The organism is Paenibacillus sp. CECT 9249 (assembly GCF_918697855.1).
Taxonomy (GTDB): domain Bacteria; phylum Bacillota; class Bacilli; order Paenibacillales; family Paenibacillaceae; genus MSJ-34.
This window is the reverse complement of record NZ_CAKKLI010000048.1, coordinates 17,762-40,845: the sequence shown is the minus strand read 5'-3', so window position 1 is coordinate 40,845 and position 23,084 is coordinate 17,762. Positions and strand designations below refer to the sequence as shown.

The 23,084-nt window shown below is 52.0% G+C and carries 19 protein-coding genes, 1 pseudogene and 1 other annotated feature; of the genes and pseudogenes, 7 read left to right on the top strand and 13 right to left on the bottom strand.

Annotated elements, in window-relative coordinates; all coding sequences use genetic code 11:
* The first annotated feature begins 132 nt into the window (after positions 1 to 132).
* Positions 133 to 699 (top strand): TetR/AcrR family transcriptional regulator, encoded by a 567-nt coding sequence (locus LQ229_RS22705; RefSeq protein WP_216540369.1) that lies wholly within the window; start codon positions 133 to 135, stop codon positions 697 to 699.
* Positions 700 to 804: 105 nt separating this feature from the next.
* Positions 805 to 1,995, top strand: a complete 1,191-nt coding sequence (locus LQ229_RS22700) for an MFS transporter (protein WP_216540370.1) — start codon at positions 805 to 807, stop codon at positions 1,993 to 1,995.
* 776 nt (positions 1,996 to 2,771) lie between these two features.
* On the opposite strand, the gene LQ229_RS27370 is transcribed toward LQ229_RS22700, so the two are convergent.
* The 6 genes and pseudogenes from LQ229_RS27370 to ilvB form a co-directional block, all read right to left on the bottom strand.
* Positions 2,772 to 3,146, bottom strand: a complete 375-nt coding sequence (locus LQ229_RS27370) for a dockerin type I domain-containing protein (RefSeq protein ID WP_356711725.1) — start codon at positions 3,144 to 3,146, stop codon at positions 2,772 to 2,774.
* A gap of 75 nt (positions 3,147 to 3,221) precedes the next feature.
* A pseudogene (locus LQ229_RS27365) lies at positions 3,222 to 6,635 on the bottom strand (endo-alpha-N-acetylgalactosaminidase family protein); the annotation flags it as partial.
* Positions 6,636 to 6,646: 11 nt separating this feature from the next.
* Positions 6,647 to 7,447, bottom strand: coding sequence for a LamG domain-containing protein (locus LQ229_RS22690; RefSeq protein ID WP_230192975.1), 801 nt, complete (start codon positions 7,445 to 7,447; stop codon positions 6,647 to 6,649).
* An 895-nt stretch (positions 7,448 to 8,342) separates the two neighbouring features.
* Positions 8,343 to 9,335, bottom strand: a complete 993-nt coding sequence (ilvC, locus tag LQ229_RS22685; protein WP_216540373.1) for a ketol-acid reductoisomerase — start codon at positions 9,333 to 9,335, stop codon at positions 8,343 to 8,345.
* A 122-nt stretch (positions 9,336 to 9,457) separates the two neighbouring features.
* Entirely contained in the window at positions 9,458 to 9,949 is a 492-nt protein-coding gene (gene ilvN, locus LQ229_RS22680; RefSeq protein WP_216540374.1) for an acetolactate synthase small subunit, read from the bottom strand.
* Complete coding sequence (ilvB, locus tag LQ229_RS22675; protein ID WP_216540375.1) at positions 9,950 to 11,695, bottom strand: biosynthetic-type acetolactate synthase large subunit; 1,746 nt, start codon at positions 11,693 to 11,695, stop codon at positions 9,950 to 9,952.
* A 479-nt stretch (positions 11,696 to 12,174) separates the two neighbouring features.
* Here ilvB and LQ229_RS22670 point away from each other — a divergent pair, with 479 nt between their 5' ends.
* On the top strand, positions 12,175 to 12,642 hold the full coding sequence (locus tag LQ229_RS22670) for a GNAT family N-acetyltransferase (RefSeq protein WP_216540376.1): 468 nt from the start codon (positions 12,175 to 12,177) through the stop codon (positions 12,640 to 12,642).
* On the opposite strand, the gene LQ229_RS22665 is transcribed toward LQ229_RS22670, so the two are convergent.
* Positions 12,624 to 12,890: a hypothetical protein gene (locus LQ229_RS22665; protein WP_216540377.1), complete on the bottom strand. Its 267-nt coding sequence runs from the start codon at positions 12,888 to 12,890 to the stop codon at positions 12,624 to 12,626. The genes LQ229_RS22670 and LQ229_RS22665 overlap by 19 nt on opposite strands.
* A gap of 233 nt (positions 12,891 to 13,123) precedes the next feature.
* Here LQ229_RS22665 and LQ229_RS22660 point away from each other — a divergent pair, with 233 nt between their 5' ends.
* Positions 13,124 to 13,231 (top strand): putative holin-like toxin, encoded by a 108-nt coding sequence (locus LQ229_RS22660; RefSeq protein ID WP_216540378.1) that lies wholly within the window; start codon positions 13,124 to 13,126, stop codon positions 13,229 to 13,231.
* A 267-nt stretch (positions 13,232 to 13,498) separates the two neighbouring features.
* Here LQ229_RS22660 and rplT read toward each other — a convergent pair whose 3' ends face one another.
* The 5 genes from rplT to trmB form a co-directional block, all read right to left on the bottom strand.
* Positions 13,499 to 13,858 carry a 50S ribosomal protein L20 gene (rplT, locus tag LQ229_RS22655; protein ID WP_216540379.1) on the bottom strand — a complete coding sequence of 120 codons (360 nt, stop codon included), beginning with the start codon at positions 13,856 to 13,858 and terminating at the stop codon, positions 13,499 to 13,501.
* 30 nt (positions 13,859 to 13,888) lie between these two features.
* On the bottom strand, positions 13,889 to 14,089 hold the full coding sequence (gene rpmI / locus LQ229_RS22650; RefSeq protein WP_216541275.1) for a 50S ribosomal protein L35: 201 nt from the start codon (positions 14,087 to 14,089) through the stop codon (positions 13,889 to 13,891).
* A gap of 40 nt (positions 14,090 to 14,129) precedes the next feature.
* Entirely contained in the window at positions 14,130 to 14,627 is a 498-nt protein-coding gene (gene infC / locus LQ229_RS22645) for a translation initiation factor IF-3 (protein WP_216541276.1), read from the bottom strand.
* Positions 14,628 to 14,674: 47 nt separating this feature from the next.
* Positions 14,675 to 14,818 (bottom strand) — a sequence feature (ribosomal protein L20 leader region).
* Positions 14,819 to 14,919: 101 nt separating this feature from the next.
* Complete coding sequence (locus tag LQ229_RS22640; RefSeq protein ID WP_216541277.1) at positions 14,920 to 16,161, bottom strand: glycosyltransferase family 2 protein; 1,242 nt, start codon at positions 16,159 to 16,161, stop codon at positions 14,920 to 14,922.
* A 409-nt stretch (positions 16,162 to 16,570) separates the two neighbouring features.
* On the bottom strand, positions 16,571 to 17,284 hold the full coding sequence (gene trmB / locus LQ229_RS22635) for a tRNA (guanosine(46)-N7)-methyltransferase TrmB (protein WP_216541278.1): 714 nt from the start codon (positions 17,282 to 17,284) through the stop codon (positions 16,571 to 16,573).
* Positions 17,285 to 17,630: 346 nt separating this feature from the next.
* Here trmB and LQ229_RS22630 point away from each other — a divergent pair, with 346 nt between their 5' ends.
* From LQ229_RS22630 to LQ229_RS22620, 3 genes are read left to right on the top strand one after another with little or no spacing between them, the layout of a single operon-like run.
* Positions 17,631 to 18,584, top strand: a complete 954-nt coding sequence (locus LQ229_RS22630) for a TIGR01212 family radical SAM protein (RefSeq protein WP_230192974.1) — start codon at positions 17,631 to 17,633, stop codon at positions 18,582 to 18,584.
* Positions 18,585 to 19,202, top strand: coding sequence for a class I SAM-dependent methyltransferase (locus LQ229_RS22625; protein WP_216541280.1), 618 nt, complete (start codon positions 18,585 to 18,587; stop codon positions 19,200 to 19,202). It begins immediately after the preceding gene.
* A 25-nt stretch (positions 19,203 to 19,227) separates the two neighbouring features.
* Complete coding sequence (locus LQ229_RS22620; protein WP_216541281.1) at positions 19,228 to 20,199, top strand: type I phosphomannose isomerase catalytic subunit; 972 nt, start codon at positions 19,228 to 19,230, stop codon at positions 20,197 to 20,199.
* Between the two features lie 1,020 nt (positions 20,200 to 21,219).
* Here LQ229_RS22620 and LQ229_RS22615 read toward each other — a convergent pair.
* A complete protein-coding gene (locus tag LQ229_RS22615; protein ID WP_230192973.1) occupies positions 21,220 to 23,031 on the bottom strand; it encodes a B12-binding domain-containing radical SAM protein in 1,812 nt (603 codons plus the stop codon).
* Between the last annotated feature and the right edge of the window lie 53 nt (positions 23,032 to 23,084).

Sequence of the window (23,084 nt, the reverse complement as noted above, 5' to 3'; positions counted from 1 at the left end):
TCCGGAAAGTCCAGTCCCAAATTTATTTTTCAAAGATCAACTGGAAATTTTGAAGGCGGCCGCCAGTCCCCTAGGGGACTGGAAGTAAACTCAAAACTGCCTTCAAGAAATACTATATGAGGAGGATTGTTCATGAAAGAACGTATCAAAAAAGCGTTTGTCGAGGAAATTCAAAGCCATGGCATGAAGTTCACGATGGATCATTTAGCGAAACGATTGGGCATCAGCAAACGCACTTTGTATGAGCATTACTCTTCCAAAGTGGAAATATTGGAGGCGATCATCGATCAATCGTTTCAAGAATCCGACGAGCAGACGGAACGGATTTTGCAAGACGACTCGTTAACGCTGCTCGATAAAATCAGAAGGGTCTTCACTGTCGTCCCTTCACACAACGAATTGTTGGATCTGCGCATATTGGAGCAAATGAAGCGCTATTATCCGGAACAATGGAGCAAGGTCGACTCGGCCCTCAAGGACGATTGGCGAACGTTGCGCGCGCTAATCGAACAAGGGATTCGCGATGGGATCATCCAAGATATGAATGTGTCTTTAATTATGAAGCTGTTCATCGATGCGGCCAATTCGACGCTGGACCAGAAATTTTACATGGAAAACAACATTTCCGCGCAAGAGGCTTTGCATGCGATCGTTGACGTGCTGCTATACGGCTTGGTCCCGGCGCATAAGCAACAGTAAATGGGACAGCGGGCGGGATTCTGCCGTTCTTCTTTTTTGCGTGTGGAAACTATAGAAACAAAAATAGTTTCTTATGTTACAATGCAGTGATATGAGGTGAAATACATGATGGTTAGTCCAAAAATGAACAAAGCGCAACGCATCGGTTTAACTTTAACGATATCCATTCTATTTATCGATATGTTGCTATACAGCATTCTTATCCCCATTATCCCTTACTACAACGAGCTGCTTCAACCTTCGGCTACGGCCATGGGCGTTCTATTCGGCAGCTATGCCGTCGCGATGCTTGCGGCTACGCCGTTTTTCGGCAAATTATCCGACCGGATCGGCAGACGGAAGCCGCTGCTGCTCGGTTTAATCGGACTTGCGCTGTCGACGGTATTGTTTATGTTCGCCGGGTCGATGTTCATGCTTATCGCGGCCCGCTTCATCCAAGGGATCGCCGCGGCGGCAACGTGGACGGCGGCGCTCGCGCTCGTCGCAGACCTGTTCCCCCAGGCGTCGCGCGGCAAAGTGATGGGTTTCGCGCTGACGGGCATCTCGACAGGCTCGCTCCTTGGGGCGCCGGTCGGCGGCTGGTTGTTTGAAGCCGGCGGACATATGACGCCGTTCGTGACGGCGGCCGGTTTAACGCTGTTGAACTTTGTACTCGTGTTATTCTTGTTACAAGAAGGGAAACGGGCGGCAAGCGAACAAACCAGCCTATTCTCCTTGCTGCGCAACCGTTCCGTATTATATATCGCGATCGTCATTCTGCTCGCGGAATCATGCTTAACGTTGATGGAACCGACATTGCCCGTCTTTCTGACGGAGCATTTGCTGCTTTCGCCGCTGGCGCTCGGGTTGCTGTTCGGGGCGATGACGCTGGCATACGGCGTCGTCGCGCCTGTGTCCGGTTCGCTGGCGGATCGGTACAATCCGCGCATCTTGATGCTTATCGGCCTAGGCTGCCTGGCGGTTACGATGCCGCTGATCGTCGTCTCGCAGAACATATGGCAAGTCGCGATCGCCGGTCTGCTGGCCGGCGGCAGCGTCGGATTCGCTTTGTCCCCGACATTGCCGACGCTGGGCCAAATCGTCGACCGGGACGGCAGCGGCTCGTACGGCGTCGCCTACTCGCTCTTTAATATGTTTCATGCGGTCGGCATGATTATCGGGCCGCTCGTTGGCGGCGTACTGACGGATATGCTCACCGTTCCGGCCGCCATCGTCGCCGTCGGCATAACGGTGCTCGCTTCCGTCGCGGCGCTGTCGATATGGCTGATGCGGGGCGCGAAAACAACGGCTTCCTAGGCGCCGGGTTTCTACTTATTCCCCCTTCTATCGAAATTCCGTTCGCTCAGGATAGCGGCAAACATCGTATGGCTGCTGGGAAGCGGAACGGAAAACGGGTATCATATCTGCGGCAACCCGTAACGAGAACAACGCTGCTAGGCGGCAAGAAACAGGCTTTCTGATCGAGAGGGATATCGACAAAAGGGATAGAAAAGACTCGCTACGTAGGAGAAAATTGCGATTGTAACCACTGGCGCGGCATCGAGAAAGGCTGCGGATTCGATTTCATGGAATATTTGCCCTGTGAAACAGGAAATGAGGCAAAAAGCCTGCGAAAAGAGTCAATTTCATCATTCGCAACCATTGATATAACGGCTTTAATGCGCATATAGAAGGAGATGTTTCCCTACATTTCGAAGGCGATTCGCGCGGCGCTCTTGTTTGGCTGTAAACGAAACTGGCAATCCTTATTGGGCTCAAAATGAAGTGGTTCCCTTCCTAACGAAAGTACGTATTGTTATTCCTTGGAAATCGGCCGTTTTATCGCTTTTTCCCCCTCATTAGCGTGTTTTCGTTTCGTTACACCGGCAACAAGGCAATTTACAGGCTAATAGCGTGTATACGTTTCGTTAGCCCCCCGCCCGACGGGTCGTCAGCCGCTGCGGTATTTGAAATTGACTCATTATGCAGAAATTCCGCCCCAAACGATCCCAAGACGAGGGTTCGCCAAGTATAGCGAAAAACGGCTGGACAGTTCCAAGCTCTGCCCAACCGCTTTATATTTTATTGCCGCGCTATTGAAGGATCAATTTGGCCACTGCCGCCAAATCGTCGATGTCGATTTTTCCATCGCCGTTCATATCCGCTTTCTTCGCGATGTTCCAATCCGGACTGCTCGACGTTTTGCCGTAATGGGCCGCCACGATCGCCAAATCGCCGATGCTTACTTTGCCGTCGCCGTTCAAATCGCCCGGAACGCCGCTATGGACGGATTCTTTAAATGCGTTCAACGCCGCGCGCAGCGCCGCTTCCGCCGCGTCGATCTCTTCTTGCGACGCTTCGGCGCGATCGGCAACCGCCTTAGCCGCGTCGATCGCCGACTGCAGTATCGCCTTGGATCCGGCCGGGTATTGTCCTACTCCGGTTCCTTCCTCCGCGGCGTCATGCACGGATTGCGCTTCCGCAATCAACGCGCTCAGCGCGCGCTTATCCGTCACGGTAATCCGAACGGCATGCTGCGTGCCCTCGATTGTCGTTTCATTGCCCTTCTCATCGGCAATAACGGCTTGCGCTACTTCAATCGTTCCCGTCGCAGGTTCGGATAAAGGTTTCGCTTTCCATCGCAATTCCAGCACATCCCCGCCGACTACCGCATGATCCGGACCGAGGCTTACCGCGATCAGACGAACTTCCCCGGGCTTCGCGGCAGTTTCGATCACTTCCATGCCGTCACGCAGCGAAGCCGCGGAATCGAACTCCAATCGCCCGCTGTCGTAACGAATGGTAATATCCTGAGCGTAAACATGCTGAGAAACATTGGCCAATCCGTACGTCACCGCGAATGGCTGCCCGGCCTGGACTGTGCCCGGACCGGTTAACGTCGCCGCAGGATCGCTCGTTGCCGTCACCGTTGCTTGAAACTCGGCGCTGGCCGTTCCGCCGCCGCCGTCGTCGGCCGTTACCGTGATTATCGCCCTACCTGCAGCCACCGGCCGCAGCACGACGGCTTCGCCTTCCACCGAGACGGCAATCTTCGTCTCATCGCTGGAAGCGGCGGCATACGTTAATGCGTCTCCGTCTTCGTCATGGAACGTTCCGCTAATATCGATCGCTACATTGCCGCTGCCGAGCGCAATCGTGCGATCCGCGATCTCTTCCTTCACAACCGGAGCGATGTTGGCACCGCCGCCTTTTACAACGCGGATATTGTCTACGACTAGCGTGCCGGTCAATTCGGCGTTGTTATTCGTGAAATTTTTAATAATGGCCAAGTAAGGTTCTTTGCCTTCATCCGTCGTAAACGTAACATCCAGCTTGCCCTTGCCGGCGTCCAAAGTCGTCTGCGTCAAATCACGCACCGCACTTCCTTCTTTGACCCGAACGGCAACGCTGTACATATCTTTCGTCTCGGCATTGTAATCCATCGTCAACCGGTATGTCGTGTTCGCTTCCAGCCGCAGCGTTTGCGGCAGCGTCCGCAGCCATTCGCCGGTGCCGCTCTCGTTCGTTTTTAAGGAATAACGGCCTTCCAGCACATAGGACATATATTGATTGCCGTTGCTCTCTACCAAATGGGTGCGCACCGGACCCAGTTTGGAGTAAACGAACGGTCCCCACCCTTCGTCCACATTCTCAAAGTCTTCGTACAATACCGCTCCCGCCGGAGCGGTATGCGACGGATTCTCCCATACGCGCACGTCGTCCAGCGTGACCGTAGCGTCGCCCGCTTCCGCCTGCAGAAGCAGCGTCGCGATGTCGCTCTTCGCTTGGAACGTCACCTTGATGCGTTGAAAATGGGTGCTCACATACTTATGCTGCTGCGCCAAATATTGATGGCTCGTGTTGTCCATCCAGTTGGTCGCCTTGTCTTCTCCCTGCTGCACCGTAATGCTCGTTTTGCGCACGCCGTCCACTTTGCCCCATACCGATGCCGTATAATACTTTCCTGGCGTCAGCCCCGTCAATGGCTGCGATACGGTTGCATCGCCCGAACCTTTGATTTGCAACTGCCCGTCGCCGTTGCCGTCTACCGTCATCGCAATATGGTTCGCATCTCCGGAGCTCGACGATTTACTCCACTCGTTAAACGTATGGCTGTCAAAACCCGGATCTTTCACATGCCCGCCTTCGCCCCAAACCGTCTCCGCCTGCTCGCCCGGGTCTTGCTTATACAGAACGTAACCGGTGCGCGCCTCCGCGTTAAGCGTTGCTTTGCCGGAAGATATGGCGACATCGCTTACAAATTCGCGCCCCGTATCCGTCAATTTGTACAACTTCGCCGCCGCGACGCCGCTCCAGGATTGCGGTACGTCCCAAGTCGTCTGCCCGCCGGCGGGATTCCAATGATAGATTTTCTCTTCGGTTTGCGGATTCCAAGGAACGAAGACCGTGCTGGCCGCAATTCCGCTGTCGTCGCTCATGACAGCAATTTGACGATCGTCTTTATACAGATGGATTTTGCCGTCTTGCCCGCGCTCCACATAGACGTTTCCTTCGAAATCAATCCGGTTGTCCGTCCATTTCACGATCGGGAAATGCTGCATATATTTCGTCGGCAAATTATGATTGAAGAACGCTTCCGTCGTCCGGTTATAGCTGTAAAAATCCGATTGCTTCTGCCAATAACCGACGCCGACCTGCTTATTGCCTTTCAAGAGCGGATCGCTCATGAAGCCGTCCATTACATGATTGCGAATGAAACGAATGATTTTGCTGCTGTTGCCTTGGTTCGGATATCCGGGATCGGTTCCCCAGTGAACCCAAGCCGCTTGTTCGAATAACGGTCCGGCAAATTCCGTTCCAAGCATCCAGCCGTTGGCGTTAATATATTCGCCCATCTTTTTCGCATTCCAACCCGCTCCCGAATAGACGTCCACGTACACGAACGACAAATTGTCGCCCGTATCGGCTTTCAGCATATCCAAGCGGCGTTTCAACTCGCCGGATTCGATATCTTTGCGCTGATCGACGTAATAGGCTTGGTCGAGCCAGCCCCATCCTTTGCCGAGCGGCTGATTCAAATTGTCATATTTCAGTTCGAATGCGTCAAGCATATATTCGGTGGCGTTAATGTGGACGCCGCCTTTAATGTTATATTTTTTCCCTTCGCTCAACACATAATTGAAATCCTTCGCCCCGCCTTGGCGAATGCCGATATGGCCGCCGTAATCCGGATGGGAATCGTCGTGTCCTTCCGCCTGATATCCTTTAAACAGCACGATTTGCCCGAATCCGTCCGTCAAATTCGATATTTTCTTCGCATTGTCGAAGGCGCGCAGAAACGGCATCGTCGTCGTAGAACCGATATTCATGCTGATATACGAAATGTTGTCGCGGATCATCTCGTGACCGTAAGGAGCCATGGCGTATTGGCCTGTCGCCTCGTCCTTCGCTTCCGCCGCTTTGCGGAATGCGACCGCCCCGTCTTGCCAATCGATGGCGCCGTCCGCGTTTTCATCTCCGGCAAAGACGACTTTCGCCCATAACGGCAGTTGCTCCGGTTCCACCGCCGCGCTTTCGCGATACGTCCACGCACCGCTCCATAGCTCGGCTTTTTTGTAACCGCTTGCATGATCCGCGACTTTGACGCGGACTTTATCGTTGCCGTTGACCGAGTTGCTGAGCAATGTCGCCGCCATGCGGTCGGTACTAAGGAATGCGTATGTGCGCCCGCCGTTCACGTTCGCGGCGTTATTGTTCAAATCGTTATACTCTTCGTTAATCGTATTCCAGCCCCCGGTAATCCAAGCGGCGGTTTCCTGCGCTTTCGGCTGGGTGGAACGGATCGAAACGAGGCTGTGGTCCGGGAATTCCAACGACTTCAATTGAAAGCCGTTCGACTCCTCAATCTCGGTCACCCGCAAATCGAGGCCGTCGTTCTCCGCTTTGACCAACACCGTCAACTTGACGATCTCGTCAACCATCATCGCATACTTCGCCGTATCCGGACCTACCGGAGCGAATAGCCCGGATCCTCTTGCGCATACACCTCTACATCGTCTTCACCTTCCGCTCTGAGCACGTAATGGTCTACGCGCGGAAACGTATTGTCCACGAATGCCGACACGGCTCCCGACGAGGATGTCAGTTCGATGATCTCGGCGTCCGGATTCGGTTCCGAGCCTCCGTCCAATCCATAGTACGTGACTTCCTCGATGTTCCAACTTTTGTTCGCGAACCACGATCGCATTCCGATTTTCCCGTTTTGGACAGGCAGCGCGCCGATCGAGCCGCTGAACAACTCGTTGCCGTCAATTTTCAACGCCGCATTGCCGTCGTCGAACGTCACCTCGAAATGATAGGTTTGGCCCGCCGCAAGATTGTACGGTTTCGTCGCAATGCCGCCGTACCCTTCTTGACCGTTGATCATCGTATAATATAACCAATTGTTCTGCCCGTCTTGAATCAAGCCGGCGTAATTGTTTTTGTCGATATAGCGGAACAGAATGCCGAATTGCTTCGGCTCGCTTTCAAACCGAACTTTCATGGATAAGTAGCCGTTCTTGACAGACGGCGCCTGGTTGTCGTAAATGGCGGTTCTTCCTCTATTGTCCACGTTCAACGCGCCGTCTTTGACGTTAAGCGTAACGGTTCCGTCGCCCGCTTTCCAATCCCCGTTATTCCCGTCCTCGAAAGTAACATGATAGGGATTCGCCGGCGTGGCGCCGACCGCCGCTTTCGCCGGATTCGCCTCCTCATCTTGGGCGGCGAAAGCGGACGACCACGGTACGGCCAAGGTCAGCATCAGCATTGCCGTAAGTATAACGGAGAACTTTGCTCTTTTCCCATTGCTTTTCAATTCCATCCGTCCTTTCCCGGAAGAGGGAAGCCCCATGCAAGCCGCCGCCTCCGCGGGCTCCTCTTCTCATCCTCTTGGTATGATCGTTATTCGATAATTTTTTGGCTAGCCTTCCAATACCACCCCTTTTTTCAACTTTTTACGTTCCGATCTTAATACAAAATCAATGCCCGACCTATACAATATTTTGACTACTAACTTAACTATTTTTACTTCGACAAAGGTTCTCATCATCCAGCAAATACTGCTATGACGGCACGCAAATAAGCCGAGGGAACCATCTTGCTCTCCCGGCCGCCACCGTTCTTTCGCAATTGACAATTTCCGCTGCCCGCATCGTTTCGAAACCAACACTTAGGACCTGCCCGATCCGGCAAAATATCTTCCCTTAGGTTCGTTGGAACCATTGCAGCCTGAAGCAACGCATGAGAAATCTCTATCGGCGAACTTCGCGGCGGGCGAACAATCTTCTGGGACGGTCTACACCTAAGTTGCACGAAATACATCATACGGAGGGTAAAAAGGAAGGAATAGAGCCTTATGTTGCACAATGTACAGCCTAATTGTAAGTACATGGCCAAAATGACCCGTTATGACGCCATGATGCTGTATATATTACAAGATGGGGACCACTTGAGTATGGAGAGTCGAGGAAATGTTGTATTATGTACAGCATGAACCCGCGGGCACTCTTCCACGCACCGCTGGAACACAAAAAAAACCGGTGGCCGAAACCACCGATTTCCTCAAATTATCTTCGTATTAACATAACATTACGTTGCCCCTCCGGGCGTTATCGTTTCCCGCTTCTCGATCCGCCGGTTCAACGCATCGATATAAGCAATGATTACTTCTTAATCCAGTGCATCAATTCGCGCAATTGTCCGCCAACCACTTCAATCGGATGATTCGCTTCATTGCGGCGGGTAGCCGTCAGGAAGGCGCGGTTCGATTGATTTTCAAGAATAAAGTCGCGAGCGAATTTGCCTTGTTGAATATCGGCCAATACTTCTTTCATCGCTTTCTTCGTTTCTTCCGTTACGATGCGAGGGCCTGTAACGTAGTCGCCGTATTCCGCCGTATTGCTGATGGAGTCGCGCATCGTCGCCAAACCGCCTTCATAGATCAGGTCGACGATCAGCTTCAATTCATGCAAGCATTCGAAGTAAGCCATTTCCGGCGCGTATCCCGCTTCGGTCAACGTTTCGAAGCCCGCTTTGATCAACGCGCTCACGCCGCCGCACAATACCGCTTGCTCTCCGAACAAATCCGTTTCCGTCTCTTCGCGGAACGATGTCTCGATGACGCCGGCACGCGTGCAGCCGATCCCTTTCGCATAAGCGAGGCCGATCGCTTTCGCATTGCCTGTCGCGTCTTGTTCGATGGCGATCAAGCCCGGTACGCCAAAACCTTCTACATAAGTGCGGCGTACAAGATGGCCCGGCGATTTCGGAGCGACGAGCAATACATCGTTGTCCTTGGAAGCGACGATTTGGCCGAAATGCACGTTAAACCCGTGGGAGAACATGAGTGCCGCGCCTTTTTTCAAGTTCGGTTCGATCTCGTTTTTATATACGCTCGCTTGCGTTTCGTCCGGCATCAAAATTTGAACCACATCGGCGCGGCTTGTCGCTTCCGCAACGGATACCACTTCGAACCCGTCGTTGCGGGCTTTGTCGGCGGATTTCCCTTCGCGCAAACCGATAATGACTTTCAAGCCGCTGTCGCGCAAGTTTTGCGCTTGGGCGTGACCTTGGCTGCCGTACCCGATAACCGCAATCGTTTTTCCTTTAAGAGCACCTAAATCTGCATCGTTTTCATAGTACATTGTTACTGCCATTGTATTCGTTCCTCCTTTAAAATATAAGCCCCTTCTTAAAGCGGGTGTTTCAAAGGACGTCCGCAGTACGCAATCCGCACATCCTCTCAAACACCCGCTTAAGCGGGCATTTGATTCCTTTGTTATTGCGCGTTGCCGCGAATCATCGCCGTGACGCCGGTACGGCTCAACTCGCGAATGCCGTAAGGCTTCATCAATTCGATCATGGCGTCGATTTTATCCGAATCGCCGACGACTTGCACGATCATGCTATGCGTCCCGATATCGACCACCGCGGCGCGGAACGTCTCGACGACGCCCATAATTTCCGGACGCATGCTTGGCTCGGCTTTCACTTTCAGAAGCGCAAGCTCGCGTCCGACCATCGGTTTGGCTCCCAAATCGATGACCTTGATGACATCGATCAGCTTATACAATTGCTTCTCGATTTGCTCCAGCGTGTTGTCGTCGCCGGAAGTGACGATGACCATTCTGGACAATCCTTCTTCTTCCGACGGCCCGACCGTAATGCTCTCGATATTAAAACCGCGGCGTCCGAACAACCCCGACACGCGCTGCAGCACGCCCGGCTGATCGTTGACGATAACGGCTAGCGTATGTTTTGTCGCAGTCATTTACGAATCCCCCAATATCATTTGATCGATGGTCGAACCTTGCGTAACCATCGGGTAGACGTTCTCCTCTTTGCGTACGACGAATTCCACCACGACCGGACCCGGCGTTTCGATCGCTTCGCGCCATGCGCTGAGCGCTTCTTCCTTGTTCGTCGCGCGCAATCCTTTCACACCGTAGGCTTCGGCCAGCTTGACGAAATTCGGGCTGCCGGCCAAGTCGATATGGCTGTAGCGATTGTCGTAAATGATTTCCTGCCATTGCCGAACCATGCCCAGCACTTGATTGTTGATGATCGCGACTTTGACCGGAATATTGTTAATGGCGCAAATGGCCAGTTCCTGCGCGCACATCTGCATGCCGCCGTCCCCGTTGATCGAAACGACGAGCCGGTCCGGATGAGCTTGCTGCGCGCCGATCGCCGAAGGGAAGCCGAATCCCATCGTGCCCAAACCGCCGGAGGTGATCCAGGAGCGCGGTTGGTTGAATTTATAATATTGCGCCGCCCACATTTGATGCTGCCCGACGTCTGTCGTGACGATCGCGTCGCCTTTGGTCGTCTCGTGGATCATTTCGATGACCCATTGCGGCTTCAATTCCTTGTCGGAATCGACGTATTTGAGCGGCATTTCCTGTTTCCAACGGGCGATTTGCGCGCGCCAGGCATCCGCTTTGTCCGTTCTCTTGGCGTCTTTATTCAATACTTGCAGCACCGATTTGACGTCGCCCACGATCGGAATGTCCGTCTTGACGTTTTTGCCGATTTCGGCCGGATCGATGTCGATGTGCACGATTTTCGCGTTCGGCGCGAAGCCTTCCAGCTTCATCGTTACCCGGTCGTCGAAGCGGGCCCCGATATTGATCAGCAAATCGGCTTGCTGGATGGCAAAGTTCGCCGTGTACGTGCCGTGCATGCCCGGCATGCCCATCCATAGCTCGTGCCCGCTCGGGAATCCTCCCAATCCGAGCAGCGTCGTCGTGACCGGAATTTGCGTTTTCGTAATAAACTCGTACAGCTCATCGTGTCCGCCGGAATAAACGACTCCGCCGCCGGCCAGCACGATCGGCCGTTCCGCCTCTTCGATCGCCTTGATCATCTTGTCGGTTTGCAGCTTGTTCGGCTGAACCGTCGGGTTGTACCCGCGAATGTTCACTTCCGTGACCGGTTTGAACAGCGTCGTCTGCGCCGAAACGTCCTTCGGAATGTCGATTAATACCGGACCTTTGCGGCCGGTCGATGCGATGTGGAACGCTTCGTGAATGACGCGCGGCAAATCTTCGACATTGCGAACCAAGTAGCTGTGCTTCGTAATCGGCATCGTAATGCCGGTAATATCCGCTTCCTGGAACGCATCCGTGCCGATCGCCGTCGTCGCGACGTTCCCGGTAATGACGACCAGCGGCACCGAATCCATATATGCCGTTGCGATTCCCGTTACCAAATTCGTCGCGCCCGGACCGCTCGTCGCAATGCAGACGCCGACTTTGCCGCTGGCCCGCGCATAACCGTCCGCCGCATGAATGGCGCCTTGTTCATGGCGTGTCAAAATGTGGTTGAAATCCGTAAAGCCGTGCATCGCATCGTAAATATACAATACTGCCCCGCCGGGATAACCGAACACACATTCGACACCTTCCAACAGCAGACTGCGAAGCAAAATTTCCGAACCTGTGATGACTTCCGGCTTCATCCATTTTTCACGTAATTGTTCTTTTGACCGCATTGTTGTTGCTTGATGTGCGTTCATTGGCTTTCCTCCTCAAAGTTTTTGAACTTCCTGTAAAATAAAAAAACCTTTCGTCCTCGCACATAGACTGTGCCGAGGGACGAAAGGTTGTCGCTTCCGTGGTACCACCCAAATTTGCCGACCACTTCGCAATGGCCGACCTTGCCGAGTACGATTCGCATCATACCCTGACGTATAACGTACGCCCGACGATTTCCCCTAATAGATCATGCTAGCCTGATTTTTCAGGGAAACAGCTCCGAGGTGAGCTCGCCTATAAGGGATTAAGGTGGCGGTTGCAGCTAATCCGCACACTCTCTGAGCATAAGGGCCCTTATCGCTTCGTCCTCTTCATTGCCGATTGCAGTATGTTTCAAATGTTAAGGAATATTATATTCCTAGTCCTACCATTAGTCAATAGCAATCGTAAAAAAGGTTCCGAAGCGCGCGTTCGTGCATAAAATACAATACCCCAGAACCGCACGAACAGGAGGCATAACATGATTCGTATACGGAGGCCGCGCCTCGACGACCCCGCCATTATCCGCTTAATTCAACGCGAATTGTTGCCGCTTTCCCATTTTCAATACACAGACGAGCAATTAAGGAAGGAAATGCCGATGCGCCTGAAAAACGGAATCACCTATGTTGCCGCAGACGAGGAGAACGGCGAACCGTTCGGTTTCGTTCATTTTATGGTTCACGGCGCGCTGTTGTACGTAGATATGCTCGCAATCGACAGTTCCTACCGCGGCAAAGGCTACGGCACAAAGTTAATGGCCCGCTGCGAATCCGCCGCCAAAAAGCGCGGATGCGAGCGGGCCAAGCTGTTAGTCGACATTCGCAATACGTATGCGCTGCATTTCTATGAACGGCTAGGATACCGAACGGTTCGCTATATGCCGGAAACCTATTGTTTCGAAATGAATAAATCGTTGTCAACCCCGGATTACCATATGAACGGATAGCCGCCGTAATATCCTCCATAAGGATAGCCGTATCCGTACGGACCGGTGCCGATCGCCAATAAATCGAATAATACGAGCGGAATAATCGCTTTAGTCTGTGCTTTTTTATCTGATTTTTTTTGCAGTATCAGTTGATTGCCGGATATGCGAACCAATTTGCCCGATACTACCGTACCGTCTTTGCGGACCGCGTAAATCTGTTTGCCCAGCAATTTCTGCGCCTGACTTTTCGTCACGGAGTTTTTCATGCTTCGTTCCCTCCTTCGATTTGTATTCTCTATAATCTATTCTTTTTTAATAGCAATGCTTGTGTCGTTGTCCAACCGGCGGAAAAAAGATATGGGAAGGCTTTCATTTTGAGTAGGAAAATCTGTAAAAATGTGGTACAATATCTCTACGTATAATAGGACGGTTTTGAGGGGGCAAGCGGCTGAACTCTGCGGCTTCGAAGTACGATTTCTTCGATGGGGGGGATGCCTTAATGAGCACATATGAAGCATTATCCGTCATGTTCCAATTCGGACTGTGGATATTTGCGTTGTTGACTCTGGTCGTGACGCTGCTTGCTCATTTCGGCAAAAAGAAATAGGCCGCCCTCGTCAGAAGGGTAGCGGCCTACTCTTTAAAGCTGATTCCTTGAAACCCCGCCTATAGGCGGCTATTATACGCCGGAGCCGGTTGCCGCCGGCTCTTCTTCATTTCCATCGTATCACATAGCGTCCTTGCCCGCAACGCGCAATTCGACACAAAAAAACCGTCACCAAGGACATGCCGCCGATCGAGCGTTGCGCTCATCGGGCATTCCAAGTGACGGCTATTCGCGCTTCTACCCGCGCCTTCGGAAGGCGCAGCGATATTAGGCGTTGATTTTTTCTTTGGCTACGCCGGCCAAAGAATTGAACGCGTTGATGTCGTTTACTGCCAAGTCGGCCAACATTTTGCGGTTGATATTCACGCCGGCCAGTTTCAAGCCATGCATTAATTTGCTGTAGGACAAACCGTTCATGCGAGCGGCCGCGTTGATGCGCACGATCCACAATTTGCGGAAATCGCGTTTTTTGTTGCGGCGATCGCGGTATGCATACAGCAACGATTTGTTGACTTGTTCTTTTGCAGTTTTGAAAATTCTATGTTTGGAGCCAAAGTAGCCTTTAGCAAGCTTCAAATATTTTTTATGACGACGACGCGTTACAAATCCGCCTTTTACTCTTGCCATTTTGAAGTACCTCCCAATATTTTTAGTGTATTATTTCAAGTTCGCCAAGCCTTGCTTCAAACGTTTCACATCGCCTGGAGCCATAACCGGTTGCGTGCAGAGCACGCGTTTTTGACGGTTCGATTTACCGGACAACAGGTGGTTTCTGTACGCTTTATGTCTTTTCACTTTACCCGTACCTGTAATTTTAAAGCGGCCTTTCAGGCTGCTGTGCGTTTTCATTTTAGGCATTGTATTTCCTCCTCGAATAGTAAGTTCGCCAACATCAATATTATGACGTTTTAGGCGCCAAAATCATAATCATGCTGCGTCCCTCAAGCTTCGGCACCCGCTCGACCGTGCAAAGCTCCTGCGTTTCCTGGAGCACGCGGTCCAATACTTTTTTGCCGATGTCGGCATGAGTGATTTCCCGGCCGCGGAAGCGAACCGAACATTTCACTTTATCGCCGTCTTTCAGAAACTTAACCACATTGCGAAGCTTTGTTTGGAAATCATGCTCCTCGATATTGGCTCGAAACCATACTTCTTTAATATCGACGACTTTTTGATTTTTACGAGCTTCTTTTTCTTTCTTTTGCTGTTCGTAGCGGAACTTCCCGTAATCCATGATCCGGCAAACCGGAGGCTTTGCCGCAGGCGCCACGTTCACCAAATCCAAATTCAAGTCATAAGCCATTTGCAACGCTTCGCGGAAGGGCTTAATTCCGATTTGTTCGCCATCCGCTCCGACAAGCCGCACTTCCTTCGCCCGTATCTCCTCGTTAATCAAATGATCCTTGCTGATAACCCGCCACCTCCATTAAATTTCCCACTATACTCAATAAAAAAAGATGTGAGCCCGCGAAGAACCCACATCCCTATTGCCATCACATAATGAAACAATTCCCATTACATATCATGGATTTCGGACCAGCCAACGCGAGTCGGTCAGGTGAGAAGCGGGTGCTTCTGCTTCATAGAAATAAAGTACTGAATTAATATATCATGCTCACCATATGATGTCAAGCCCTGCCGCAAAGCGCCATACGCTTAAGCGGCGCTGCGCGAACGGTTCGGGAAGATTAGGAAGCCTGTTTGCTTTGCACTTCTTCCAGGCGAACGACGCGCGTATGCTGGGTATGGCTCCACGTTTTGTTGTTTTGGGTGAAAAACGCGTAAAACGTAATCGGCCACCATGACAACAAATAGATCGGGAATGTAAGGAGCGATAGATACGTTTTCCAGGACTTCACCTTTTCCAGCACCAAAGCGAGGATAAAGGCGCCTGCCGATGCCGCGAACGCGGCGATCGCAACCCATCCCGGCATAAATTGATACATGTTCAGAAAGTTCGGCCCGTCGAAAAACGCCGCGTCCACCCACATGACCGCCGTGAACAGAAACGTGACGAGCACGTTATAAACGGTGATGGTGTACAAAGCGGTATCGAATTTGGCCAAGTTTCTTTCCTTGATGCTTTGCCAGAGCAGCGGGAAGAAATAACGACGCGCTACCGTGAAATGCCCCTGCATCCAACGCAAACGTTGACGCGCGGATGCGTTGAACGTAACCGGCTTCTCGTCGTACACTTTGGCATTGTAATTCAACACCGGATTGATTCCGCGCTGCACGCAGCGGACGGTAAATTCCAAATCCTCGACAAGGCTGGTTGCGCCCCAACCCATTTCTTTGAGCAATTTGGTTTCAAAGCACATGCCTGTGCCGCCAAGCGTATTCGCCATTTTCAAATTGGTCCGCGACAGCTGCCATAACCGCATGCAGTACCAGTACGTGACGCCGTACGCTTCCGTAATCCACGAATCATGCGGATTTTTGGTATCCAAGTATCCTTGGATGACGCGCGCTCCGGAACAGAGATCGTTGTTCATCTCATGGAGAAAATCCGGGCTCGCCAAGTTGTCGGCGTCGAACATCACGATCGCGTCGTACGAACGTGGATGCTTCCACAACTGCTTCAACATCCATTCGATCGCATACCCTTTCCCGCGCAAGTCGGGATTTCTGCGCTCGCACGCGTATACGCCGTGGCTTCTGGCGATTTCGGCCGTGTTGTCCGTACAGTTGTCGCAAATGACGAAAATATCGTACAGCTCTTTCGGGTAATTCATCTGCTTCAAGTTCTCGAGCAACGCTCCGATCACTTTCTCTTCGTTGTGCGCCGCCACAAGAACGGCAAACGATTTCGTCGGTTCGAATTGCCGCGTTTTTTTCTTGCGGATAATGCCGAACAACGAAAGCGTAAATTGGTAAATCCCAATCAAAGCTAGAATAATTTGTAATCCAAGCAAAATAGAATTGACCATGTTGATTTCTGCCCCCTTTTAACCCCTTTTCACGATTTGTTTTTCTCTCTCTAATTTTTTTTATTTTTTCTTTCGCGCAAGGAGCGACATATTCGATTTTCTATCCTTTGCAAGCTTTTGTCAAAATCGCAATTTGACTCCATTTTGCGTAAAACGGATGGAAATACGCATTTTGTGCCGATCCGTCGCAAAACTCTTGAGTTACACCTCAATTACATCTTATTTTCATCCATTTCCTTATTTTTTATTTCTTAAGTCCCTCCTTTTCTAGGGCGCACGGCCCGAGACGGTTTTTGAAGCTAAAAATGGCCAGAGCTATATATACTAACGAAATACTAACGAAAAAAGTTACAAAAAAGTTTCCAATTTTCCATCCTATAAAATATTTATATTGAACATCGGAAAATTGTTAATTTTTTTCATTGCCTTTTCTGCGCAAACGATAAGCTTCCAACGCTTTGGATCCGATGACGACTTCGCAGCGGTATATGTTCATCCCTTTGCCTACAAACTTCGTCTCGTATTCCGTCATCACATGCTCCTCATTAATGCCGTCGCGATGCAGGTGAAGCGAAATATTCGTCATTTGCAGCCCCATATCCGCAAACGAATTGAGCGAAAATTCGAATAGCGTTTGGGAATCCGTTTTAAAATGAATTTCTCCCCATTCGTTCATCGCTTCGATATATTTTTCGACAAATCTTGCATGGGTCAATCTCCGGCGCGCATGGCGCGCCTTTGGCCACGGATCGCTGAAATTCAAATAAATCCGCTCGATCTCGCCGGGCGCAAAGATTTCTTCGATCGTCTCGATATTCGCCCGCGCCAGCGCAAGGTTGGACGGACGCTCTTCGCCTGTCTCGGCGGCCGCAGCCCGCGCCTTTTCGCTGGCTCGCCGCACGAGCTCGTCGTACATATCGATGCCGATAAAGTTCGTTTCCGGATATTTCGCGCTCATCAGGCTGATGAATTGCCCTTTTCCCATGCCAAGCTCCACATAGATGGGCCGGTCGTTTCCGAAAAACTCATTCCAGCGTCCTTTATATAAATGAGGTTCGAGAACGACCAAATCCCTCTGCCGCTCTAAACTTTCCCGAATTCCTTTTCTTCCCCTTAGTCGCATGTTGCTCCTCCCGAATAGATATCATCAGTTTCTAATCCACTATTGTGCCCGAAATGATGGCCCGTTGTAAAGCCTTAACACAAAAAGGAATCCATAACCGCGAAGCGCGAGTTCATGAATTCCTTCTTGTTATATTGGAATTGGGGTCCAACCGTATTGAACAATGCTTCAAAAAGTCAATCAATTGATACTTTTTGAACGGCCTCTAATAGACTTATATTAATGTAACATATTGGCGAACGCTGTTCAAGATCGCTCCCAAATTCCATGAAGTTCGCAATGCGCTCCGACTTTTTGGTACAATAACAATGAACGATATAGGAAATATGATGAGAAGGATGCGAATATGGAATTTATGACGGTGACCCCTCCCGCGCTTTGGGGGGACAAGCGATTTCATACGTGGAATTACGAAATGCGGCGGCAATTCGGCGAGAAAGTATTCAAGGTCATGCTGGATGCGGGATTCACTTGTCCGAACCGGGACGGCACGATTGCGATCGGCGGATGCACGTTTTGCAGCGCGCGCGGTTCCGGCGACTTCGCCGGCCGCCGCCGCGACGATTTGGCGACACAATTCAACAAAATCCGCGATTTGCAGCATAAAAAATGGCCGAACGCCAAATACATCGGTTATTTCCAGGCATATACCAATACGTACGCTCCCGTCGAAGAGCTGCGGGAATATTACGAAGTCATATTGGAACAACCGGGCGTCGTCGGCCTGTCGATCGCAACGAGACCGGATTGTTTGCCGGACGATGTCGTCGAATATTTGGCGGAATTAAACGAGCGAACGTATCTATGGGTTGAGATGGGGCTGCAGACGATTCACGAATCAACCTCGAAGCTCATTAACCGCGCCCATGATACGCAATGTTATCTCGACGCGGTCGAGAAGCTGCGGAGGCACAATATCCGGGTGTGCGCGCACATTATTTACGGCTTGCCGAAGGAGACGCATGAAATGATGCTCGATACGGGCAGAGCCGTCGCGCAGATGGACGTGCAAGGCATCAAAATCCATCTGCTCCACCTGATGCGCAAAACGCCGATGGTCAAACAATACGAAGCCGGCCTGCTGCGCTTTCTGGAACAGGACGAATATATTAAGCTTGTCGTCGACACGCTTGAATTTCTGCCGCCGGAGATGATCGTGCACCGGTTAACCGGAGACGCTCCCCGCGACCTGCTGATCGGGCCGACGTGGAGTTTGAAGAAGTGGGAAGTGCTTAACGGTATCGACAAGGAACTGCGCGAGCGCGACACATGGCAAGGGAAATATTGGAGGGCGCGTTAGATGGGCTTCTTATCGGTACTCAGTTTCGCGCATAAGCTGGTTAAAGAACGCGTCCGCAGCGGAGACGCGGTCGTCGACGCAACGGTCGGCACCGGCGTCGATACGCTGTTTCTGGCGCAAGCGGCGGGCGAAACCGGAACGGTGTACGGTTTCGACATCCAACCGCAGGCGCTTGCGCTTGCGGAGGAGCGGCTGCGCAAGGCGCTGGGCGAGCGCTGCCGGATCGCGGACGGCAGCGGGCCGGAAGGCGGCCGCGCCAATGTGCGGCTGTTGCTGCGCAGCCACGCCGAGCTGGCGGCGGCGCTGCCCGCGCCTTTGCACGGGCGGATCGCAGCCGTCATGTTCAATCTCGGCTACTTGCCCGCTGCCTTCGCCGATACGGGCGTCATTACGCTTGCGGAGACGACGCTGCCGGCGCTGGAAGGCGCGCTTGCCGTGCTTAAGCCGGGCGGCATTGCAACGATCGTGCTCTACCCGGGGCATGAGGGCGGCGGCGCGGAAGCGGACGCCGTCGAACGTTGGTGCGCCGCCTTGCCGGGCACGACCGCCCAAGCCGTCATCTACCGCATGTTGCAAAAATCGGATGCACCGTATATGATCGCTTTGGAGAAAAAATAGCTAATCAATCAAGGAGAAGAGAACAATGACGAAACCGTATCCCTTGCAATTTAAAGCGGAAATGAAAGAACGAATTTGGGGCGGACGCGCGCTTGAACAATTCGGCCTGGAATTGCCGGAGGGTTCAATCGGCGAAGGCTGGATGATCAGCGATCACCCGAACGGTCTGACGGAAGTTGTCAACGGGGAACTGGCCGGCTCCAATCTGGAGCAGCTCCGCGCCCGGTTCGGTGCGGCGTGGTTCGGAACGAAGAACGGCAACGAGCCCGATCGGCGCTTTCCGCTGCTCATCAAATTGCTCGATTGCAACGACGATTTATCCGTTCAAGTGCATCCGAACGATCATTACGGCAAATTGCCGCAAGGCGAACTCGGCAAAACCGAGATGTGGTATATTCTTGACGCCAAGCCTGGGGCGAAAATCATTTACGGGCTGAAGCCGGGCGTCGACCGGGCGCAGTTGGCCGAAGCGATCGAGCATGGCCGCGTGATGGATTGCTTGCAGGAAGTGCCTGTCGAAGCGGGAGACGCGTTCTATATTCCGGCGGGTACCGTTCATGCGCTATGCGCCGGCGTCGTTGTCGCCGAGATTCAGCAAAATTCGGATACGACTTACCGTCTATACGATTACGACCGCCCGGGTCTGGACGGCAAGCTGCGCGAACTGCATATCGAAGACTCGCTGAACGTGATCGCTTACGAGGGTGCGGGCGCCGCTCGCATGAAAACCGATGCCGTCCAGCCGAACGAATGGCTGACGATTGCGACATCGCCTTACTTTATCGTGCAGAAAGGAATCGTTTCGTCCAATAAGCGGGAATTGAGCACGTCCCGGGACAGCTTCGTTATTTTGGTCGTTTGCGACGGGGAAGGCGAATTATCATGGTCCGACGGATCGCAGCCGATCAAGGCGGGACAATGCTTCCTGCTGCCGGCGAACTTGGGAACGTACGCGCTCGAAGGAAATTGCACGGTGCTGCGCACCTTCCTGCCTTAAGAGAAGCTTAAGTCGATAACGCAACGATTCGTTCGGGGATGAGCAACCGCCTCTTTTGAGGCCGGGAGTTGCATCCCCTTTTTCATGCCATTTAAGTACCGATCGGCGCAACGGTTGCGTGCGGCCTTTCGTCGTGTCCTCTTCCCGAGTCATAGATTCCTTGGCATCTCCTTGTTCCGCCTTTTGTCGATATTCCATTCGCTCAGGTCGCAGGAAAACCAGACAATGAAGGCCATTTCATTCAGAAACCTGCAATTGTAGTCAATTTCATCATACCGCAGCGGCTTTGACGACCCGTCGGGCGGGCTAACGAAACGCATACACGCTAACAGCCTGTAAATTACCTTTTTGCTGGTGCAACGAAACTACAACACGCTAATGTGGGGGAAAAAGGCATTAAAACGGCCGATTTCCAATGAATAACGATACGTACTTTCGTTAAGATGGGGAACGTCTTCATTTTGAGCCCAATAAGGATTGTCAGTTTCGTCAGCGCCAAGCTAAGAAGCGTAGGTCTGCGCGGATCGCCTTCGATATAGGGAGGTGTCTCCTTCTATATGCGCGATGCGCAGTTAAGCCAGTTACATCAACGATGGCGAATTATGAAATTACTCTTTTTGCAGGATGGTATTTGCCGCGATGAGTCGCAGGCCAGTAACGCATTACCCTCCTGAATTCTCGAATCCGCAGCCTACTCGATGCAACGCTCGTGCCGACGAGTTCGTTCATTGGAATATATCCAATCTCGTTGGAAAAAATTATGCTAAAAACGGGCCGCCATTGGAAAATATCCAATATTTCCAAACCGGTTTGCGCATATATGCCAGATTGCAGAAGTTTTGATTGGACAGATTCCAAGAAGACACGCATGACAGAGTCAAAACATGCGATTCATTGGATAAATTCCAATAACCGGACGGAAAAATAGAACATAGGGCCGGCGCCAAGCCGAACGATTGCAACAAAAAACCGCCATAGGTTCGCATTCCGTTACCCAGGCGGTCTATGGCATATAGCAAGCTAAGAGCTAACTTCCGCGGCAAGGGGCAGCGTGTAGTAAACAGGGCGTCCCGCGCCGGCCACCGTCTGGTACAAGACGAGCAGCAGCGTCGCATGTTGTTCCCCGCCGCTTGGCCCTCCCTCGTCCGCATCGGACAAGGCCGCCTCCCGGCCTTCGATTCCGCTCAGCACCGCCGCAAGATCGAACGGCAGCACTTCGATGGCCGCATGTTTATGCAATTCCTTCTCCTGCAGGCCGAGCGCGGCAAATTCCGGCGAGATGCGGTCCGGATGATCGGCCGCCCGCTTCATATAATTCGCCCAATCGTCTTTATCCAGCGTGAATTCCCACCAAATTTTGCGCGGCTTGTATTTATGGTTCAGGAAATAATCGAACTTCATCAAGCCGAGCACGACATCCATCCGCTTCGTCTCGCGGGACTGAAGGAAAGCCAATAGCCGTGTGAACAGATCCTCCAACTGATGGCCGATTTTTTGCCAGCCTCTCGCTTCCCAATAATCCCCGAAATCCTGGAAAAAGTCGAACGGCGAAGGAAACTCGTACTTCATTAAATAATGCAGTGTATGATCCATCCGATGCGCGTTCCAATATTTCTCGAGCACATCCTCCACCCGTTTGATTCGCACGATATCGGAAAACGGCAGCACATTGTTGCCCAAAATTTCGTAAGGGGCGTGGTCCATAAAAATATAATCGTGCTTGGCCGCGTCGATCCGCATGCCGGTGCCGCGCAGCATTTTCAAAAACCCGAGCTGCAGCTCTTCCGGCTGCAGGGCGAACACGTCGTTGAACGTTTTGCGGAACGTGCCGTAATCTTCGAGCGGCAATCCGGCGATCAAATCGAGATGCTGATCGATTTTGCCGCTTTCTTTAATTTTCGTGACGGTGCGCGACAGCTTGGCGAAATTTTGCTTGCGCTTGACGAGTTCGTTCGTCGGGTCGTTCGTCGATTGGACGCCGATCTCGAAGCGGAAAATGCCCGGCGGCGCATGTTCGGCCAAATAATCGAGCACCTCGGGCCGCATAATGTCGGCCGTAATCTCAAATTGGAAGACGCAGCCGCCATGATTCTCGATGAGAAATTGGAACATTTCCAGCGCATAATCGCGCTTAATGTTGAACGTGCGGTCCACAAATTTGATCAGCTTCGCGCCCTGCCCGATCAAATATAAAATATCGGCTTTCGTCCGCTCGATGTCAAAGTACCGCACCCCTACCTCAATGCTGGACAAGCAAAACTGGCAATTGAACGGGCAGCCGCGGCTCGTTTCGAAATAGACGATCCGTTTCGCGAGATCCGGCACATCTTCGGCAAAGCGATGCGGCGAAGGCAGCTCGCCGAGCTCCAGCTTCGGACGCGGCGGATTGATGCGCACCTCCGTTCCTTTCCGGTATGCTGCGCCGTAGACGAAATGGTATTTTTGCGTGCCTTGAATTTCTTGCAGCAAATGGTGAAACGTCTCTTCCCCTTCGCCCATAACGATAAAATCGACTTGCGGGAGCCGGTTCATCCAATAATCGGTATCGTACGACACTTCAGGACCGCCAAGCACGATGATCGTCTCCGGCCGAATCTTTTTCATCATCTCGATGACCCGGATCGTCTCTTCGATGTTCCAAATGTAGCAGGAGAAGCCGATCACATCGGCCTCCCGCTGAAACAAGTCGGATACGATATTCATAACCGGATCCTTGATCGTGTACTCCGCCATTTCGATGTCGAATTCGTGCTGGCTGTACGCTTTTAAATAGCGGATCGCGAGCGAGGTATGAATATATTTCGCGTTTAAAGTGGAAACAACAACTTTCATAATAACTTACGCCCTCTTTTTCTATGAGTAACAACCGTCTTCTTATAGCATAG

What these genes read in the sequence shown, in the direction of transcription:
- LQ229_RS22705 (WP_216540369.1), top strand. Translation starts at nt 133, where the DNA reads ATGAAAGAACGTATCAAAAAAGCGTTTGTCGAGGAAATTCAAAGCCAT.
- LQ229_RS22700 (WP_216540370.1), top strand. Translation starts at nt 805, where the DNA reads ATGATGGTTAGTCCAAAAATGAACAAAGCGCAACGCATCGGTTTAACT.
- LQ229_RS22690 (WP_230192975.1), bottom strand. Translation starts at nt 7,447, where the DNA reads ATGCTGATGCTGACCTTGGCCGTACCGTGGTCGTCCGCTTTCGCCGCC.
- ilvC (WP_216540373.1), bottom strand. Translation starts at nt 9,335, where the DNA reads ATGGCAGTAACAATGTACTATGAAAACGATGCAGATTTAGGTGCTCTT.
- ilvN (WP_216540374.1), bottom strand. Translation starts at nt 9,949, where the DNA reads ATGACTGCGACAAAACATACGCTAGCCGTTATCGTCAACGATCAGCCG.
- ilvB (WP_216540375.1), bottom strand. Translation starts at nt 11,695, where the DNA reads ATGAACGCACATCAAGCAACAACAATGCGGTCAAAAGAACAATTACGT.
- LQ229_RS22670 (WP_216540376.1), top strand. Translation starts at nt 12,175, where the DNA reads ATGATTCGTATACGGAGGCCGCGCCTCGACGACCCCGCCATTATCCGC.
- LQ229_RS22665 (WP_216540377.1), bottom strand. Translation starts at nt 12,890, where the DNA reads ATGAAAAACTCCGTGACGAAAAGTCAGGCGCAGAAATTGCTGGGCAAA.
- LQ229_RS22660 (WP_216540378.1), top strand. Translation starts at nt 13,124, where the DNA reads ATGAGCACATATGAAGCATTATCCGTCATGTTCCAATTCGGACTGTGG.
- rplT (WP_216540379.1), bottom strand. Translation starts at nt 13,858, where the DNA reads ATGGCAAGAGTAAAAGGCGGATTTGTAACGCGTCGTCGTCATAAAAAA.
- rpmI (WP_216541275.1), bottom strand. Translation starts at nt 14,089, where the DNA reads ATGCCTAAAATGAAAACGCACAGCAGCCTGAAAGGCCGCTTTAAAATT.
- LQ229_RS22640 (WP_216541277.1), bottom strand. Translation starts at nt 16,161, where the DNA reads ATGGTCAATTCTATTTTGCTTGGATTACAAATTATTCTAGCTTTGATT.
- trmB (WP_216541278.1), bottom strand. Translation starts at nt 17,284, where the DNA reads ATGCGACTAAGGGGAAGAAAAGGAATTCGGGAAAGTTTAGAGCGGCAG.
- LQ229_RS22630 (WP_230192974.1), top strand. Translation starts at nt 17,631, where the DNA reads ATGGAATTTATGACGGTGACCCCTCCCGCGCTTTGGGGGGACAAGCGA.
- LQ229_RS22625 (WP_216541280.1), top strand. Translation starts at nt 18,585, where the DNA reads ATGGGCTTCTTATCGGTACTCAGTTTCGCGCATAAGCTGGTTAAAGAA.
- LQ229_RS22620 (WP_216541281.1), top strand. Translation starts at nt 19,228, where the DNA reads ATGACGAAACCGTATCCCTTGCAATTTAAAGCGGAAATGAAAGAACGA.
- LQ229_RS22615 (WP_230192973.1), bottom strand. Translation starts at nt 23,031, where the DNA reads ATGAAAGTTGTTGTTTCCACTTTAAACGCGAAATATATTCATACCTCG.